This is a genomic window from Halopenitus sp. H-Gu1 (assembly GCF_041821145.1).
Lineage (GTDB): Archaea > Halobacteriota > Halobacteria > Halobacteriales > Haloferacaceae > Halopenitus.
On the sequence record NZ_JBGUBC010000035.1, the window covers coordinates 1 to 16,690 of the forward strand.

19 protein-coding genes and 1 tRNA gene are annotated in these 16,690 nt (G+C 62.7%); 14 read left to right on the forward strand and 6 right to left on the reverse strand.

The annotated features are described in order from the left end of the window. Positions 1-189: 189 nt before the first annotated feature. The 3 genes from ACERIT_RS15265 to ACERIT_RS15275 all read left to right on the forward strand — a co-directional run bounded on the left by ACERIT_RS15265 (position 190) and on the right by ACERIT_RS15275 (position 1,602). Positions 190-384 carry a hypothetical protein gene (locus tag ACERIT_RS15265; protein WP_373675721.1) on the forward strand — a complete coding sequence of 65 codons (195 nt, stop codon included), beginning with the start codon at positions 190-192 and terminating at the stop codon, positions 382-384. A 128-nt stretch (positions 385-512) separates the two neighbouring features. Next, on the forward strand, positions 513-911 hold the full coding sequence (gene mce, locus ACERIT_RS15270; protein WP_373675722.1) for a methylmalonyl-CoA epimerase: 399 nt from the start codon (positions 513-515) through the stop codon (positions 909-911). Positions 912-948: 37 nt separating this feature from the next. Continuing rightward, positions 949-1,602, forward strand: coding sequence for a phosphate ABC transporter permease (locus tag ACERIT_RS15275; RefSeq protein WP_373675723.1), 654 nt, complete (start codon positions 949-951; stop codon positions 1,600-1,602). 36 nt (positions 1,603-1,638) lie between these two features. Here the strand turns inward: ACERIT_RS15275 and ACERIT_RS15280 are convergent, their stop codons facing one another. After that, the gene (locus ACERIT_RS15280; RefSeq protein ID WP_373675724.1) at positions 1,639-2,508 is read right to left on the reverse strand and encodes a 3-hydroxyacyl-CoA dehydrogenase family protein; all 870 of its coding nucleotides are present in this window, start codon (positions 2,506-2,508) and stop codon (positions 1,639-1,641) included. A 121-nt stretch (positions 2,509-2,629) separates the two neighbouring features. Here ACERIT_RS15280 and ACERIT_RS15285 point away from each other — a divergent pair, with 121 nt between their 5' ends. The 3 genes from ACERIT_RS15285 to ACERIT_RS15295 all read left to right on the forward strand — a co-directional run bounded on the left by ACERIT_RS15285 (position 2,630) and on the right by ACERIT_RS15295 (position 5,217). After that, positions 2,630-3,331 (forward strand): helix-hairpin-helix domain-containing protein, encoded by a 702-nt coding sequence (locus ACERIT_RS15285; protein WP_373675725.1) that lies wholly within the window; start codon positions 2,630-2,632, stop codon positions 3,329-3,331. A gap of 126 nt (positions 3,332-3,457) precedes the next feature. After that, the gene (locus ACERIT_RS15290; protein ID WP_373675726.1) at positions 3,458-4,258 is read left to right on the forward strand and encodes a class I fructose-bisphosphate aldolase; all 801 of its coding nucleotides are present in this window, start codon (positions 3,458-3,460) and stop codon (positions 4,256-4,258) included. After that, positions 4,258-5,217, forward strand: a complete 960-nt coding sequence (locus tag ACERIT_RS15295) for a class 1 fructose-bisphosphatase (RefSeq protein WP_373675727.1) — start codon at positions 4,258-4,260, stop codon at positions 5,215-5,217. Before ACERIT_RS15290 ends, ACERIT_RS15295 begins: the two co-directional genes overlap by 1 nt. An 81-nt stretch (positions 5,218-5,298) precedes the next feature. Here the strand turns inward: ACERIT_RS15295 and ACERIT_RS15300 are convergent, their stop codons facing one another. From ACERIT_RS15300 to ACERIT_RS15310, 3 genes are read right to left on the reverse strand one after another with little or no spacing between them, the layout of a single operon-like run. Beyond that, positions 5,299-6,120, reverse strand: coding sequence for a fumarylacetoacetate hydrolase family protein (locus ACERIT_RS15300; RefSeq protein WP_373675728.1), 822 nt, complete (start codon positions 6,118-6,120; stop codon positions 5,299-5,301). A gap of 22 nt (positions 6,121-6,142) precedes the next feature. Further along, entirely contained in the window at positions 6,143-6,487 is a 345-nt protein-coding gene (locus ACERIT_RS15305; protein ID WP_373675729.1) for a cupin domain-containing protein, read from the reverse strand. Continuing rightward, the gene (locus ACERIT_RS15310) at positions 6,484-7,269 is read right to left on the reverse strand and encodes an SDR family oxidoreductase (protein WP_373675730.1); all 786 of its coding nucleotides are present in this window, start codon (positions 7,267-7,269) and stop codon (positions 6,484-6,486) included. The genes ACERIT_RS15305 and ACERIT_RS15310 overlap by 4 nt, the downstream gene beginning before the upstream one ends. 191 nt (positions 7,270-7,460) lie before the next feature. On the opposite strand from ACERIT_RS15310, the gene ACERIT_RS15315 reads away from it, so the two are divergent. The 4 genes from ACERIT_RS15315 to ACERIT_RS15330 all read left to right on the forward strand — a co-directional run bounded on the left by ACERIT_RS15315 (position 7,461) and on the right by ACERIT_RS15330 (position 11,452). Next, entirely contained in the window at positions 7,461-8,678 is a 1,218-nt protein-coding gene (locus ACERIT_RS15315; protein ID WP_373675731.1) for a mandelate racemase/muconate lactonizing enzyme family protein, read from the forward strand. Between the two features lie 212 nt (positions 8,679-8,890). Continuing rightward, positions 8,891-9,709 carry an MOSC domain-containing protein gene (locus ACERIT_RS15320; protein ID WP_373675732.1) on the forward strand — a complete coding sequence of 273 codons (819 nt, stop codon included), beginning with the start codon at positions 8,891-8,893 and terminating at the stop codon, positions 9,707-9,709. A gap of 56 nt (positions 9,710-9,765) precedes the next feature. Next, positions 9,766-10,572, forward strand: a complete 807-nt coding sequence (locus tag ACERIT_RS15325) for an SDR family NAD(P)-dependent oxidoreductase (RefSeq protein WP_373675733.1) — start codon at positions 9,766-9,768, stop codon at positions 10,570-10,572. 4 nt (positions 10,573-10,576) lie between these two features. Then, a complete protein-coding gene (locus ACERIT_RS15330) occupies positions 10,577-11,452 on the forward strand; it encodes an amidohydrolase (protein ID WP_373675734.1) in 876 nt (291 codons plus the stop codon). Positions 11,453-11,496: 44 nt separating this feature from the next. Here ACERIT_RS15330 and ACERIT_RS15335 read toward each other — a convergent pair whose 3' ends face one another. Next, a complete protein-coding gene (locus ACERIT_RS15335; protein ID WP_373675735.1) occupies positions 11,497-12,309 on the reverse strand; it encodes an ATP-binding cassette domain-containing protein in 813 nt (270 codons plus the stop codon). A gap of 151 nt (positions 12,310-12,460) precedes the next feature. Here ACERIT_RS15335 and ACERIT_RS15340 point away from each other — a divergent pair, with 151 nt between their 5' ends. Then, complete coding sequence (locus ACERIT_RS15340; protein WP_373675736.1) at positions 12,461-13,441, forward strand: ABC transporter permease; 981 nt, start codon at positions 12,461-12,463, stop codon at positions 13,439-13,441. A gap of 85 nt (positions 13,442-13,526) precedes the next feature. Continuing rightward, complete coding sequence (locus tag ACERIT_RS15345) at positions 13,527-14,588, forward strand: substrate-binding domain-containing protein (protein ID WP_373675737.1); 1,062 nt, start codon at positions 13,527-13,529, stop codon at positions 14,586-14,588. 150 nt (positions 14,589-14,738) lie between these two features. Here ACERIT_RS15345 and gfo6 read toward each other — a convergent pair whose 3' ends face one another. Beyond that, entirely contained in the window at positions 14,739-15,821 is a 1,083-nt protein-coding gene (gene gfo6, locus ACERIT_RS15350; RefSeq protein ID WP_373675738.1) for a D-xylose 1-dehydrogenase Gfo6, read from the reverse strand. 108 nt (positions 15,822-15,929) lie between these two features. Here gfo6 and ACERIT_RS15355 point away from each other — a divergent pair, with 108 nt between their 5' ends. Beyond that, entirely contained in the window at positions 15,930-16,154 is a 225-nt protein-coding gene (locus ACERIT_RS15355) for a DUF5795 family protein (RefSeq protein ID WP_373675739.1), read from the forward strand. A gap of 100 nt (positions 16,155-16,254) precedes the next feature. Next, positions 16,255-16,427: transfer RNA gene (locus ACERIT_RS15360), tRNA-Trp, on the forward strand. Positions 16,428-16,690: the final 263 nt, after the last annotated feature.

Genomic DNA, 16,690 nt, shown 5'->3' on the forward strand with positions numbered 1-16,690 from the left:
AAACGCGATTCCAACCCGATCGATCATCAAAGAGAGGCGCAATGTAGTGTTTAACATCTAATTCTAATATCCAGATACACACTATGTTTAGTTCATTTTATACCAAACTGGTTCCTAAATTTTTGCCATCTCCGATCATATATTGGCTTAATGTAAAATTATAAGTTCCTGGAAGACATGCATATGAATATGTCAACCGATCCATCCCCGACCCCGATACCGAACTGGAGCGACCCGAGCGATTGTCCGTTCTGCGGCACGGCACTTTCGGATCCCGGTGCAGGATTCATCGATCATCTCTCGGACAACGACGCGTGCGAGGCAGGATTCGACGAGTGGCGCGAGAACGTCGCTGGAGACATGGGCGGCGAATGGAGCGGCTGATCGGATAATTGACTGGATTGTCGATCGGTACTCGATCAGTACTCGATCGGTCATTGACCGGCTCCGACGGTTGATCTCGGTCTCCTTTCGGCGACGGTTTTTACAGGGTCGGCCGCGGCCGATCGTTCATGGAGTTCGATCACGTCGGGATCGCGACACGGGAGGCCGGCGATCTCGCGAAGCTTTTCGATGATCTGCTCGCGGCACCGATCGCACACGAAGAGCGGTTCGACGGCATGCGGGTCGTGTTCCTGGAGCTTTCCGATGGAACCTACTTCGAGCTGCTGGAACCGCACGAGGGCGGTCCGATAGCGGACTATCTCGACCGAGAAGGTCCGGGCCTTCATCACGTCGCGTTGGCGACGCCGGACGTCGCCGCCGCGATCGATCGAGCTCGTGATCTCGGCGTCGACCCCGTCGATGAGGCTCCCCGTCAGGGGGCATGGGGACACGAAGTGGCGTTTCTCCATCCGCGCTCGACCGGGGGAATCCTGGTTGAGTTCGTCGAACGGGAACTCGACTCGTGATCGGGTTTTTATGGGATGGCGACCGAACCCGGTGCGTATGGTTGCGATCGAAGCGATGGACGTCGGAGTCGTCCTGATCGGATTACTGTTGGCCTTCGTGGGCGCTGCCGTCTCGGTTTATACGGTCACGCTCACCGGATTCCTGATCGGCGCGGGGGTCGGCTACCTCGCCGCACCGAACCTCGCAGGAGTCCTCGCCGCCGAGGGACTCCTCCTGTCGGCCGCGGCGGTGATCATCGGCGGGGCGATCGGCGCGTTCCTCGCGTATGCGGGGCTCTCGTTCGCCGTTCTCGGTATCGGCGCCGTGGTCGGTGCGTTCGTCGGCCGCCTCGTCGTCGGTCCGTTCTACGTCGAGGGGACCCTGTTTCTCGCGGGCGCAACGCTCGCGGGCATGGCGGTCGGGGCGGTCGTCGGATTCGTGCTCACCCGGACTACCCTCGTGTTTTCGAGCGCGTTCATCGGCGCCGCGTTCGCCTCCCGGTCGTTGACCCCGGCCGACTTCACGGCGGCCACGGACCCGATCGCGCTCGATCCGCTTTCGTTCGATCCGACTGCACCGATGTTCCTTGCAATATTCGTCCTCGGCGTCCTCTCTCAGATCGGCCTGTTCAAGTTCGGCTACGTTCGCAAGTTGACGGCGATCGTTCCCGGAGCCGGTCGGTGGACCGCAAGCGATGATGGTCGATCCTGACCGTCTGGTGCAACGCTCGCGGTCCATTCGACCGGATCAGCGTTCGTCCCGCTCGTACTCGTAGAAGCCGCGACCGGATTTTCGGCCGAGATCGCCGGCCTCGACCTTTCGTTTCAGCAGGTACGCCGGCGTGTACCGATCGCCAAGTTCCTCACGAAGGGTCTCGCTCGCGGCGAGGACGACGTCGAGTCCGATCCGGTCGGCCAGTTCGAGCGGACCCATCGGCACGTTGGTTCCGAGCCGCATTCCGGCGTCGATGTCCTCCTTGGAGGCGACCCCCTCGTCGTAGGCGCGGATGCCCTCGTTTATCCACGGCATCAGAATACGGTTCGTGACGAATCCCGGTTTGTCCGCCGACTCCCAGGTGGTCTTCCCGAGGTCCTCGGCGAACGCGTGGGCGAATTCGAGAACGTCCGCGCCCGTCCGTTCGCCACGAACGACCTCTACACCCTCCATTATCGGGACGGGGTTCATAAAGTGGAGACCGACGACCGACGCCGGACGGTCGGTCGCGCTCGCGATGGCCGTGACCGAAAGCGTGGACGTGTTCGTCGCCATCGGAACGTCCGGGCCCACGATCCCGTCGAGATCCGCGAAGACGTCTCGTTTGACGTCGAGATCCTCTATCACCGCCTCGATCGTAAGATCGACGTCGGCAAGCTCGTCGAGATCGGTCGTCGTCGCGATCCGCTCGCGAACCGCCGCCGGGTCCTCCTCGAGCGACCCCCGATCGGCGAGTCGATCGAGACTCGAGTCGATGCGTTCGAGTCCACGGTCGAGGTATTCGGTCTCGACATCGCGAACGACGACCTCGTAGCCGGCCGTCGCCGCGACCTGTGCGATCCCACCGCCCATCGTTCCGGCACCGATCACCCCGACTGCGTCGACATCGTCGAGTTCGTGCATACGCCATCGTACGTCGGGCGGAGGGTAAGTGTGGCGGGCACGGACTCGTCAACGATCCGACTGGCGGAGAAACATTCAAGTCCCTGATCCGCAAACGCGTCGGTATCCGGTGACCCCGTTCGTGTCAGATACCGATCTCATCGACGGCGATTCCGCCAATTCCGGTTCCGGTTCGAATTCGGATTCCGCCGCCCCCGACGGTGATCTCGAGCGGACCGACCTGCGGTGGATCGGCCCCGCGACCGACGAAGTCCTCGCCACGGCAGGAATTGACGCCGAGGACGTCCGCTCGAAGCGGGTCGCCTACCGGACTCTCGTTGAGGCGGGCGTCAACCCAGGCGTGGCCGCGAAGATCCGCCGCGAGCATTCGCTTTCGTGGTCCTTTGAAGCCGGTGAGGGGCTACGGAGGCGCTCGACTCAGATCCGAAGCCTTGGCAGCGACGAGGCCGAGTGGATCGCAGCTTCCTCGGGCGATTGGAGCCAAACGGTCGATCGCGATAGCGAGGCCGACGGGGAGACGGAGGCGAGCCCGAAACGGGACGGTGGGGCCGGGTCCGAAACCGGTTTGCAAACCGAGGCGGCGGCCGACGGAAGCGGTGACCCCGTTTCCGCGGAGTCGGCCTGGTGCGATCGATCGCGGCCCACGCCGACGATCGAGCTCGCCCCGGTCGAGGAGACGGACGCGGACGTTCTTGCGGAAGCCGGGATCACGTCGGTTCGGAGCCTCGCAACCGCAGATCCCGAACACGTGGCCGACGTGTTATCGATCGATCCGGATCGGGTCGAACGGTGGCACGAAGCGGCTCGGCGAGCGACCGAGTGACCCTCGTTTCGCGCTCACCAGCGAATCAGTTTTTCTGACGCATGCCTCACAGCTGGTGGGCGGATGGTGATGTCGGGAGCGGCGGTACCGCAGTATTTTTGATGGTCGTTACCGGAATGCGAAACGATGAAACAGAATGCGGCGGATGCCATCACGCGAGACGGGAAGGTCCTGATTCTCGCGTATGACCACGGACTGGAGCACGGCCCCGTCGACTTCGAACCGAACCCGGAGACGGCGGATCCCGAGCGGATCTTCGATCTCGCGACCCACGACGCGGTCACTGCGCTTGCGGTTCAAAAGGGACTTGCGGAGGCGTACTATCCCGACTATGCCGAGGACGTGACGTTGCTGTTGAAGCTCAACGGCACCTCCAATCTCTGGATGGGCGAACCCGACACCGCAGTCAACTGTTCAGTCGAGTACGCGGCCGAACTCGGCGCGGACGCGGTCGGGTTCACGCTGTATGGCGGCTCCAACCACGAGGTCGAATTGGCCGAGGAGTTCCGCGAGGCACACGAGGACGCCCGCGAACACGATCTCGGCGTCGTGATGTGGTCGTATCCCCGTGGCCAGGGCGTCAAGGACGACACGAGCCCGGAGACGATCGCCTACGCGGCCAGACAGGGGCTCGAACTGGGTGCCGACGTCGCCAAGGTCAAATACCCCGGCTCCGCCGAGGGGATGGCCGAGGCCGTTGGGATGGCGGGCCCCACGAAGGTCATCATGTCCGGCGGTTCGAAGACGGACGACCGGAAGTTCCTCGAGACCGTCGAGTCGGCCATCGACGCCGGCGCGAAGGGCCTCGCGGTCGGCCGCAACGTCTTCCAGCGTGAGAACCCGATCGAGATCCTGGACGCGCTCGAGGACGTCATCTTCGAGGAGCGCTCGGCGACCGAGGCGCTCCGTCGAAGGGACAGCGAGTGATGTCCGGGTCCGAGCGCGCCGACGAAATCGTCGAATCGGTGTTCGACGTCGTCACGGCGACCGCTCCTGAGATCCGTGCGTCATTGCCGGGTCGGCGCGTCGAAAGCGGGGCGAGCAATCCCTCCGGCGAGACGGTGATGGCCGCCGACGTGTACGCCGACGAACTGCTCGAAGCGCGGATCTCGGCGATCGACGGCGTCGGCTGGTACGCCAGCGAGGAGCGGACGGACGTCGTGGACGTCGGATCCGATTCCGGTTACGGCGTCGCCGTGGATCCCCTCGACGGGTCCTCGAATCTCCGGTCGAACAACGTGATGGGAACCGTCCTCGGCGTCTACGACGGAGCGCTTCCGGCGGCCGGTCGCGATCTGATAGCCGCCGGGTACGTCCTCTATGGACCGATCACCACGATGATCGTCGCGACCGACGACGGCGTTCGCGAGGAGGTCATCACACGGAGCGAGGACGAATCGGCGACTGATCGAACCGGTTCGTCCTCGATCGACCGGCCGGAAGCCGATCGAATGGGCGTCGACCGGACGATCGTCGACGAATCGATCACGATCCCCGACGACCCGACCGTCTACGGCTTCGGCGGCCGCGTCCCCGACTGGACCGATGGCTTCCGGGAGTACGCACGCCGCATCGAATCGGAACTAAAGCTCCGATACGGCGGCGCGATGGTCGGCGACGTCAACCAGGTGCTCACCTACGGCGGTATCTTCGCGTACCCCGCCCTCAGAGACGCTCCCAACGGGAAGCTTCGACTTCAGTTCGAGGCGAACCCGATCGCCTTCATCATCGAACGAGCCGGCGGTGCGGCCTCCGATGGGAGTCGACGGATCCTCGATGTTGAACCGGACGATCTCCACCAGCGGATCCCGCTGCACGTCGGCAACGAATCGCTGATCGAGCGTCTCGAGACGGCTCTCAGCGGCGAGAGTGAAGGCGGGGAGTGACCCGACCGATCGGGGTAGCGGCGACGGGTGACTTCCTCCTGCGCCTTTCGGCGCAGGACTCCACGATGTGGATAGTACCGACTAGCGGGTGACCGACGCGTCGACCGTCCCGATCGACTCGACGACGGAGCGAACGTCGTCTCCCGGCTCGATCGGTTCTGCACCCGGCGTGCCCGTGCTGAAGAGGTCGCCGGGACGCAGGGTCATTACCTCCGAGTGGAACGAGACGATCTCTCGCGGCGGGAAGGCCATGTTTCGAACCTCGTTTTCGGCGGCGACCTCGTCGTTGACCACCGTTTGGACGCGTATGTCGGCGAGATCGATCGGCTCCTCCGGAACCGCGATCGCCGAGCCGACGACGAGGAACGTGTCGTAGCTCTTCGCGCGGGTGAGGAATCGTGGGTTCCGCTGGAGGACGTCCTCAGCGGTCATGTCGATGACCGGGAGGAAGCCGGCGATTACGTCGTCGACTGACTCCTCGTCCACGGAGTGACACTCGCGACCGATCAGGACCGCAAGCTCCGCCTCGGCGGTCACGCGGTCGCTCTGGTCGGTCGGCGGGAGACGTATCGGTCCGCCCGGACCCGTGAGGACGCTGGACGGCTTGAGGAAGCTCGCGGGCTCCACCGGCCGATCCTCGTCGAGATCGCCGGCGTGTTCGAGATAGTTCAACCCGATCCCCCATAACTTCCCGAAGCGTTCAAGCGGCGGGGCAAACGCGATGTCGTCGGCATCGATCCGGTCCGCGGTCGCATCCGCCGGACCGGGAAGTGTTCCGTCGGCGGCCCGTGAGAGCGCGTCGCGAACGCTCTCGAGATCCGGATCCGCAGCTCCGAGGGGACAAAATCCGCCCTCATCGCCGACCAGCGGTCGTCCCTCGCGGGTTCGTGCCAGATACTTCATCGGTCGAGACCCGTTTTTCGGCTCATTCTCGATCGGTCCAGAAGTCGAAGGAGCGTCCCGGCGCGAACACGTCGATCCCGATGGCGGTCTCCTCGCCGGTGTTCTCGACGCGGTGCGTCTCGTTGGACTCGAGGTGCACGGAGTCGTACGTCGAAAGCGCGACCTCCTCGTCCTCGGTGGCGACGGTGAGTTCGCCGGCCAGACAGACGCAAACCTGTTCGTTCTCGTGGTCGTGCATCGGCGAGCTGTGTCCCGGCGGCTTCTCGAACCACTCGAAACTGAACTGGTCGCTGCCCGCAAGCGCGACGCGACGCCAGCCCTCCTCGGGCTCGTACGTCTCGGCGTCGTCGAACTCGATGGGATTCATAGATTCGCTCCCGTGGCCCCGCCGTCGATCGTGACGGTCTCACCGTTGATGAATCCGGACCGCGGCGAGGAGAGGAACGCAACGGTGTCACCGAGTTCCATCGGATCACCGGTTCGGCCCAGCGGATTGCTTGCCCAGTTCTTGAGTCCCTCCTCGTAGGTGTCGTACTCGCCGCGCTCGACCGCCTGATTGACCAGATCCTGAATGCGGGAGGTCTCGTGTGGGCCGGGAAGGACGGCGTTGGAACGCACCTCCGGCGCGAACTCCTTCGAGAGAGTCTTCTCGAGGCCGATGACGCCCATCCGAACGGAATTCGAGAGAACCAGGCTGTCGATCGCCTCCTTCACGCTCCGGGAGGTGATGTTGACGATGGTGCCGCCGCCGTCGGTGAGGTGGGGTTCGGCCTCACGCGCGAGTCGAACGACGCTCATCACGAGCAGGTCGTAGGCCTCATACCAGTCCTCGTCGTCCGTGTCCAGAAACGCGCCGGAGGGGGGCCCGCCGGCACTCGTGACGAGATGATCGATCGTTCCGAACTCCTCGACCGTTCGATCGACGAGCGCGCTGATGTCGTCCGAATCGGTCAGATCGCCCTGCTGGGCGACGACCTCGCCGGTCGCCACCTCCTCGATATCGGATTTTGCCTCCGCGAGTCGCTCCTCGTCGCGACCGTTGATCACGACGTTCGCTCCTTCGCGAGCGAGTGCTTTTGCCGATGCCCGTCCGAGACCGCTCGATGAGGCCGTTACGAGTGCCGCGTTGCCGTCTATCTGTAGATCCATGTCCGTTCAGAGGGATCGCCCGAGCGACCGAAAGCATTTCCCTAACGGCAAGGCCGCTGGGCGATCCTGGAAACTGGACGATCCTGATTCAGATCGGGGGAGGTCGACGACCGCGGCTGGATCGGCGACGACAGTAATACGCCAAGTTATATGCCGGCGTACGATGAGGGAGGGGGTACGGTGAGACACGGATGAGAGACTATTCGAACCACGCGGAGGCTCGCTCCGCCGGCCGAGACGTATCGATCACTGACATTCAAAGCTGCGTTGTCGAGGGGAACTTCGAGTGGAACCTGGTAAAAATCGAGACTGACGCGGGGGTAACGGGGATCGGCGAGGCCTATCGCGGCGGGGGCGTTCCGGAACTCATCGAGTATACGAAGCGATTTCTGATCGGCGAAAATCCCCTCGACGTCGAGCGGATCTTCAGACGGATCGTCCAGGAGATGTCCGGCCACGGGGGGACGACCGGTAAGGTCGTGACCGCGGCCTCCGGCATCGAGATCGCCTTGTGGGACGTTGCGGGCAAGATCCTCGATCTCCCGGTCTACCAGCTTCTCGGGTCGAAATATCGCGACGAGGTCCGCCTCTACTCCGATTGCCACGCCGGCGAAGCCTTCGAACTGGAAGACGGCTACACGGACTACGCCGACGAGGAGGCATACACGCCGGAGGCGTACGCCGCGGAGGCCGAACGCGTCGCAGCGATGGGCTTCGATGCGATCAAATTCGATCTCGACGTGCCGATGGACAACGATCCCGATCCGTACAACGGGCGACTCTCCAACGCGGCGATCGAGCATAAGCGTCAGGTCGTGGAGGCGGTCCGTGATGCGATCGGCTACGAGATCGACCTCGCGTTCGACTGCCACTGGGACTACACGGTCGAGAGCGCAAAGCGGCTGGCCCACGAACTCGACGAGTACGATCTCATGTGGCTTGAGGACGTCGTTCCGCCGGAGAACATGGACGCCCAGATCGAGGTAACGGGATCGACGCGGACGCCGATCGCGACCGGCGAGAACCGATTCCGGGTCCACGAACTCTCGGAGTTGATCTACGAACACGGCGTGGACATTCTGACTCCCGATCCGACCACCGTTGGCGGACTCGCGGAGACGATGCGGATCGCCGACCGCGCCGAGGAGAACTACATGCCGATCTCGCCGCACAACGTCTGTAGTCCGGTCGGCACGATGGCGTGTGTCCATTTGGGCGCCGCGATCCCGAACTTCGATTACCTCGAGTACCACGCTCTGGAGGTCGACTGGTGGGACGATCTGCTCGTGCGCGAGGAGCCGATCATCCGCGACGGCCGCATCGAGGTTCCCGAGGCTCCCGGTCTCGGAATCGAACTCGACGAGGACGTGGTTGACGAACATCTCCTCGCGGGATCGAGCGGGTTCTAAGGCGAGATTCCCGGTCGATCGAGGGCTCCGATATCGAATCCCGATCGGGCAGTACCGCAAGGAACTGGCGGAGTTCACCTTCTACGTGGGGGTTCGAACGGATCGGCCGGAGCAGAAACACGGCACGGTTCTTTCAAGCGACCGTCGGATCGTCCGTCCCGAACTCGACGTTCGCGCGAAGACCTATGCAACCCCATCCCCAACGGCCACCGATGGCACGACTCGAGCGGCTTCGGGTGTATCCGATCAAGGGACTCTCGGGGATCGACGTCGAGACGGCACGGATCCTCGAAGGCGGAACGCTGGCTCACGACCGCGAGTTCGCGCTCTTCGATTCCGACGGCGAGGTGATAAACGGCAAACGAACGGCCCGCGTCCACGATCTGTCGATCGACTTCGATCCGGAGACGGCGACTCTGATCGGCGAGGACGCTGCCTCCGAGGAGGTCACAGCCGGCGACGACGCCGGAGGCCGATTCGATCTCGATCGCGAACAGGGACGCGATCGAGCCGAGCGGTGGTTCGGCTCGGTCTTCGATCTTGAGGTGACCCTCGAACGGGATCGCTCGCTGGGGTTCGTCGACCGCCGGGAGATGGGTCCTTCGGTCGTCTCAACGGCCACGCTCGAGACGCTCGCCTCCTGGTTCGAGAGGATGACGGTCGAGAGCGCCCGGCGGCGGCTTCGAGCCAACGTCGAGGTGTCCGGCGTGCCCGCATTCTTCGAGGATCGGTTCGTCGGCGAGGACGCGCCGGCTCTCGACATCGGTGGCGTCCGGATTGAGGGCGTCACGCCGTGTGGACGGTGTGTCGTCCCCCAACGCGATCCCGACACCGGCGACCCGACTCCCGAGTTCCGCGAACGCTTCCTTCGGAAGCGAGAGGAGACCTTCCCCTCCTGGGCGGACGTGGAGGCGTTCGATCACTTCTACACGCTCATGATCATCGGTGACGTTCCCGACTCCGATCGCGGCGAGACGCTTTCCGTCGGCGATCCGGTCGAGATCGGGGACCCGGTCGAGGGTCGCGAGTGACGGGACCGCGGATCCATCGGTAGCTCTTTTTGCGCCGATCGAGTAGGCCTCGTGGTATGAGTGGCCATGCTGAATTCGACTACCGTGGCGAATCCGCGATCGTGACCGGCTCGACGAAGGGAATCGGGCGTGGGATCGCGGCAGGGCTCGCCGAGGCGAACGCGAACGTCGTCGTCAACTCTCGAACCGAATCCGATGTGCGGGAAGTGGCCGAAGAGCTTTCCGAGCACGGGACGGGCGAGGTGATCGGCATTACGGCGGACATGGGTGACCCGCAGGAGATCGAACGTCTCGTGGAGCGTGCAGCCGACGCGTTCGGCGAGATCGATCTCCTCGTCAACAACGCTGCGATCTGGCCGCGTGAGGGGACGCTCGTGGAATCGTCGATAGAGCAGTGGGATCAAGCCATGGACGTCAACGTCCGAGCACAGTATTACGCCTCGAAGCTCGTCGCCGAACACATGATCGAACATGACGTTGCGGGGAGCATCATCAACCACACGAGCCAGGCCGGCGACAGACGGACGGACTCCTTTGGACTCTACGGCATCTCAAAGACCGCGATCAAGGGGCTGACCTGGCGGATGGCACAGGAACTCGCCGAGGAGGGCATTCGCATGAATGCAATATCGACGGACGTAACCGAGACGTATCAGACCCGTCACGAAGCGGAGATGGAAGCCGCAGCGGATCCGGATCGCACCGCGGAGGAGATCCTCCGTGCGCGTGGCGAGGCGCGTCCGATCGGCCGTCTCGGTCAGCCCGAGGATCTCGCGGACGCCGTTCTGTTCCTCGCCAGCGAGAGGGCGTCCTACGTCGTCGGCGACATCCTCCGCGTCAGTGGCGGCGGCAACCTGGAGTGAGACGATGCGATTCATTGATTCACACACTCACACGTGGGGGGCCGATACTGCGGAACTTCCGTGGTCGGTCGAATCGCTCCCCCCGGGGTGGAACGGCTCCTATACGGCCCACGAGCTGATCGCGGACATGGACGCCGCAAGCGTTGACGAGGGCGTTATCGTTACCCCGCCGCTTTACGGCCGCGGGATCCGCGCGAACGAGTACACCATGCGGTCCCTCGAGGCGTACCCCGATCGTCTGTGGGGCGTCGGTTTGATGGACTTCTTTGGCTCCGATCCCCAACAGGTGCGTGCCGATCTGCGGCGCGTCGTCGGTCATGATCGAATGCTCGGCGTCCGAATGCACGCGTGTTTACGGTATGACGAACATCCCTCGGAACTCGATCGAACGGCCGACTGGATCCTCGATGACGATCTCGACCCGGTCTGGACGGAGGCGGCACGCCAGGAGACGTCGGTATTCATCTTCCCGAAGGCCGAGCAGATATCGATGATCGAGACGCTCGCGCAGCGACATCCCGACGTCACGATCGTCGTCGACCACATGGCGTATCCCGACGATCGGACCGATCCCACGACGGAGCCGTGGACCGACTTCGAGGCGCTCGCCGAACACGCAAACGTCGCCGTGAAGGTCAGTTCACTGCCGCGATCGAGCGAGACGGGCTGGCCCTACGAGGATTTGTGGGAGTACCTCCGCTATCTGCTTGAGTGGTTCGGACCCGAGCGATTGCTGCTTGGGTCGGATTATCCCTGGATGGACGACTGGGCGAGCTACGAGGAGTGTCTCAACTGGATCGAGGAAGTCACCTTCCTCTCGGCACGTGACCTCTCGTATCTCTCGTCTCGAAGTTTCGATCGCGTTCACGGGGTCGACTAAAACGGGTTCGGAACGATCGGATCGCTGCCGTCGATACAAACGGATCAGGCGCTGACTGCGTCCTCGCTTTGCCCGCCTTCGCCGCGTTCTTCCTCCGGAAGCCCGCCGATCATTCGGCTGACGATGTCCTCTCTGTCCACATTCGTCTCGTCGATGACGCCGGCGCTGTGGCCGTGATAGAGGACCTGGATCCGGTCGGCTGCGCGGCGAACGTAATCGAGGTTGTGCGAGATCAGGATAATGGAGATCCCCTGGTCTTGCATCTGGTTGATGAGTTCGAGTACCCGGTCTGCTCCTTCGACGGAAAGTGCGCTCGTCGGCTCGTCCATGATGACGATGTCCGGATCGGAAAGCAGGGTCCGAGAGATGCTGACGAGTTGGCGCTCTCCGCCCGAGAGGTTCGAGACCTTCGCGTCGACGTCGACGTCGATATTTAGGTCCTCAAGTAGTTCCCGTGCCCGCTCGCGCATCGAACCCTTATCGAGGATCCCGAGCAACGAATCCGGCCCGGTGACCTGTTCGCGTCCGAGAAAGATGTTCTGTGCGACGGTGAGGTTTCCGGCGATCGCCAGATCCTGAAACGTCGTTTCGATCCCGCGACGCTTGGCGTCCCGTGGCGATTCGATGTGCACCTCCTCCCCTTCGATCCGGATCGTTCCGGAATCCGGACGAATCGCTCCCGCGAGACATTTGATCAGCGTCGATTTGCCGGCACCGTTGTCGCCCGCAAGTGCGAGCACCTCGTTTCGACGAAGCCGGAGAGTAACGTCCTCGAGCGCGACGACCTCACCGAACCGCTTCGATATGTTCTCCATCTCGACGATGTGATCGGTCGTCTGGCGGTCTCCCGGTTCCATAGTGGTAGGTCATGACGTGTCGATAAAAGCGTTCTGTCCCGCGTTCGTCCGCACCTCTCATTTCGACACGTGCCCGGAGATCGCGAGCCGATCGAGTGAGATGACGACGTCTTCCAAAGGTATAATATATCGCCGTGGAAATCGGTGTCACATGTCCCATTCGGCGGTCGATTTCGAGGTGCTCACTGACCGGCTCTCCCTGGATCGTCTCGGTCGCTACGGCCCGATCATCGGTCTCGTCGGGCTGTACGTCGCGTTCTCGTTTTTGAACGACCGGTTCCTCACCGTCGGGAACCAGATGAACGTCCTGCGGCAGGTCTCGATCATCGGCATTATGGCGATCGGCGTGACCTTCCCCATCCTCTGTGCGGAGATCGACTTGAGTATCGCCCAGGTGATGGAGGTCGCTGGGTTGACGATCGCCACACTCGCCGTCGGTGCGCGGCTCTTCGAGGGCTTCGCTCTCCCGATCCCAGTGGCGATCGTGATCGGGTTGTCGGTCGGCGCACTCATCGGGACGATCTCCGGATACGTCACCGCCCGGTTCGGCGTCCCGTCGTTCATGACGACGCTTGCGATGTTGTTCCTCGCGGACGGATTCGGACTGATCGTCTCGGGTAACCGGCCGATAACCGGCCTTCCGGACTCGCTTACGGCCATCGGTGGGTCGCAAATCCTTGGTCTTCCGAGCATCGTCATCGTCTTCTTCGCGCTTTTGATCATCTCACAGTTCATCCTCTCGTACACCAAATTCGGACTGTACATCTACGCGATCGGCGGCGATCGTCAGTCGGCCAAGCGGATGGGGATAAACGTCATGGCCGTTCGGATGGGGACGCTCATTATCTCGGGGTTGTTCGCTGCCATCGCGGGCCTCGTCACCCTGGGTCGTCTCGGGAGCGCCGTTCCGACGATGGGTTCCAACATGCTGTTACCGCCGATCGCTGCAGTCATTCTCGGTGGGGCCGACCTCTTTGGCGGATCGGGGAATATGATGGGGACGCTTATCGGCGTCCTCATCCTCGGCGTTCTGCAAAACGGTCTCAACCTCATGGGCGTGGGACCGTCGGGCCAACTCGTCGCACAGGGGATCGTCTTGATGTTAGCCGTGCTCGCGAACGTCCGAAGTTAAACGCTCTCCCGTGCGAAACGGGGTGGGTCAATATAAACAGCTTAAGCGACACCTCTTTTACGCGAGCAGTGATACTGGACAACGCATGTCACGAAATATCGACAGGCGAACGTTCATCCGATCGGGAGCCATCGCGGGCACCGCGATGCTCGCCGGCTGTAGCGGGAATGGCGGAAACGGCGACGGAAACGGAAACGGCGACGGAAACGGAAACGGCGACGGAAACGGAAACGGCGACGGAAACGGAAATGGCGACGGCAATGGAGGCGGGGAGTCGCCCCCGACGATCGCGTTGTCCATCCCGTCGCTCGAGTTCACGTTCTTCGCGCGCATGGAGAACGCGTTCGAAAAGGCCATCGACGAGGGCCTGATCGCCTCCGACTCCTCGTTTTATGACGCCGGCAACACCCAGAGCACCCAGGTGTCCCACATCGAGACCGCGGTCTCGAACGAGGTCGACCTGCTTTTGATCTCGGCCATCACGGCCGAGGGCATTATCAGCGCTGTCGAGGAGGCCAACGACGCCGACATCCCCGTCGTCGCGATCGACCGTAACATCGCTGAAGGCGAGACGGTCTCCTACGTCGCATCGGACAACGTCCAGCTCGGCCAGCGCTCCACGGAGCTGTGTCTCCAATTCATGGAGGACGAAAGCGACGCGGACACCTACGACGTGGTGCAACTGGAAGGGACTCCGGGCGCGAGCGTGACGAACGACCGCGGCGAAGGGTTCCAGAACGCCGTCGACGCGAACGACTCGCTGAACAGTCTTGCGAGCCAGACCGGCGAGTTCTCCACCCAGGAGGCGCTGAGCGTGATGGAGGACTACATCACGGAGTACGGCGATGATATCGACGGCGTGTTCTGTCAAAACGACCTAATGGCGCTGGGCGTCCATCAGGCTCTTCAGAATTCCGACATGTCCGTCCCGGTAACCGGCATCGATGGAACCGAGGCGTGGGTCGAGGAGTTCTCGGAGAACCAGTATTACGGAACCATCGCACAGCTTCCCGAAGAGATGGTCATGACTGCGATAGAGACCGGAACGGCCCACCTCGCTGGCGAGGACGTCGAGGACACGATCACCGTGGAGGGGCTCAAGGTCACCCAGGAGAACGCCTCCGACTACCTCGACGAGTACTTCTGATAACGCTCGCTTCGAGGCCGTTCGCCGTCGGATTCATCCACCGGCGATAATTCTCGTTCGTATCCGCTCGTTTTTACCTGAACGCAGGCGCTAAGGCCCTTTCCTCAACGAGCGACCGAAGGGAGCGAGTAGGGAGGGGATACAGCGCTATTATTGGATATCTATCGCCGAACCGGACTCGGCGGATGCGTAGACGGATTTGATCGTCTTGATGTCGACGAGACCGTGTTCCCCGTCCGCGTACGGTTCCGTGTCGGTCAACAGACAGTGGGCGAAGTACTCGAACTCCTCTTGCATCTGGTCGACCTGTTCGAACTCGATCGTCAGATCGGAATCGCCGTGTGAGACGTGAAGCTTCCGGTCGTCCCAGGGGTAAAAAGCCGGTTCGACACGGACCTCCCCTGCGGTTCCGGTCACTCGGATATGACTCGACATGTGGGCGTTCTGGCTGGCCGTACAGTGAGCGACGACGTGGTCCGGGAACTCCAGTTGGAAGGCGGCGTGTTCGTCCGGAACGTCCTCGAATTCGGGTTGCACGGAGGCGACGGAGCCGGAGACGTTCAGCGGATCGGCATCGAGCAGGAATCGGGTGGTGTTGAGCGAATAGATTCCAATGTCCATCGCCGCACACCCCCCCGAGAGGTCCCAGTCCAACCGCCACTGGTCGGGGTCCGGGACCAACTCGAGTATCGGCTCGGTCATGTTCCCGTGGACGAAGACGGGATCGCCGACGTAGCCCTCCTCGATCAGATCCTTCGCACGACGGACTGCCGGCTCGGTGTGCATTCGGTAGGCGACCATCAGGGTGACGTCGTGGTCCGCACACACCGCAACCATGCGTTCTGCCCGATCGATCGTCGCTTCCATCGGCTTCTCACAGAGCACGTCCTTATCCAGCGAGGCGGCCGTCTCGACGAACGGGAGGTGCTTTGCGTTCGGCGTGACCACGTACACTGCATCGTAAGCGTCCGTGGCGGCACCCTCGTGGAACTGCTCGTAGGTGATCGCGCGTTCGACCGTCTCCGAGTCGGCCGCGACCGACTCCGCTTTCTCCAGGTGACCGCTTACGAGCACGGTCGTCTCACAGAGGTCGGCGGCCGCGACCGCCGGCATCGCCTGCTCGCGCGTCCACCAGCCGACGCCGACCATGGCGATCCGGATCGGGTCCTCCGTCTCGGTTACGGTCTGCCAGTCACGTCGATCGAACTCCTCAGTCACTGCGTTCAGATCCATGTTCATCATTCGTAAGTCGACCGGCAAAGAGCTACCGGGAACCTAGGTGATCGAACGGATCGATGAGCCGACCGTCGTATTTTAGGGGTCCGGGGCGTCAGTAGCCACATGAGCAATCGCGTCGTCCAGGGACGGATGGTAACGCCGGAGCGGCTCGCGGAGTTGATCGAGGGTGAGTCGGTTCTGGAGGCGGAGTCGATCGAGGACGCCGACCGCGAGTGTCCCGAATGCGGCGGTGACGTCATTCGGGTCGGCTACATGCCGACCGTGACCGCATTCGTGACCGGGTACAAATGCCAGGAATGCGACTGGGCGGAGACGGACGCCGAGTAGGCCTCGAAGGGCCGACCGGCCCTCGTTTTCCCGAGCGATCGACCGATCGATCGAAACCCCTTTAGAGCCCGATGGTGAACGCTCGAATGCAGGATCACGAGGGGCTGTGGCCAAGCCAGGCATGGCGACTGACTCCAGAGGTGACGCCCGGTGACGAACTCCGGACTGATATTCCGAGCGGACGACTGATCATCGACCGCGTTGACGACGTTCTGGAGTACCGAGGCAACCGGAGATATCAGTCAATCGGGGGTTCAAATCCCTCCGGCCCCATACCGTGCTTAAAGGTTTGTGAACCTCAGGTAAAGGTTGAGCCGAAGATCTGCGAATTCTGCGGACTCTACATAACCGAATACACACAGAAGTGTGTCGCTCTCGACAACGGAGGGTGCCGCCCGTGAGGCGCTTCTGTGAGCGCTACGGGACCCGGATGCGGATGGGGACATCCACGCTCGGCACGACCCACAACACTACTGCCCGGACTGTGACGGGAGGCGGTTCGAATGACGCCCGGACCAACGTCCGTTACCTGAAAA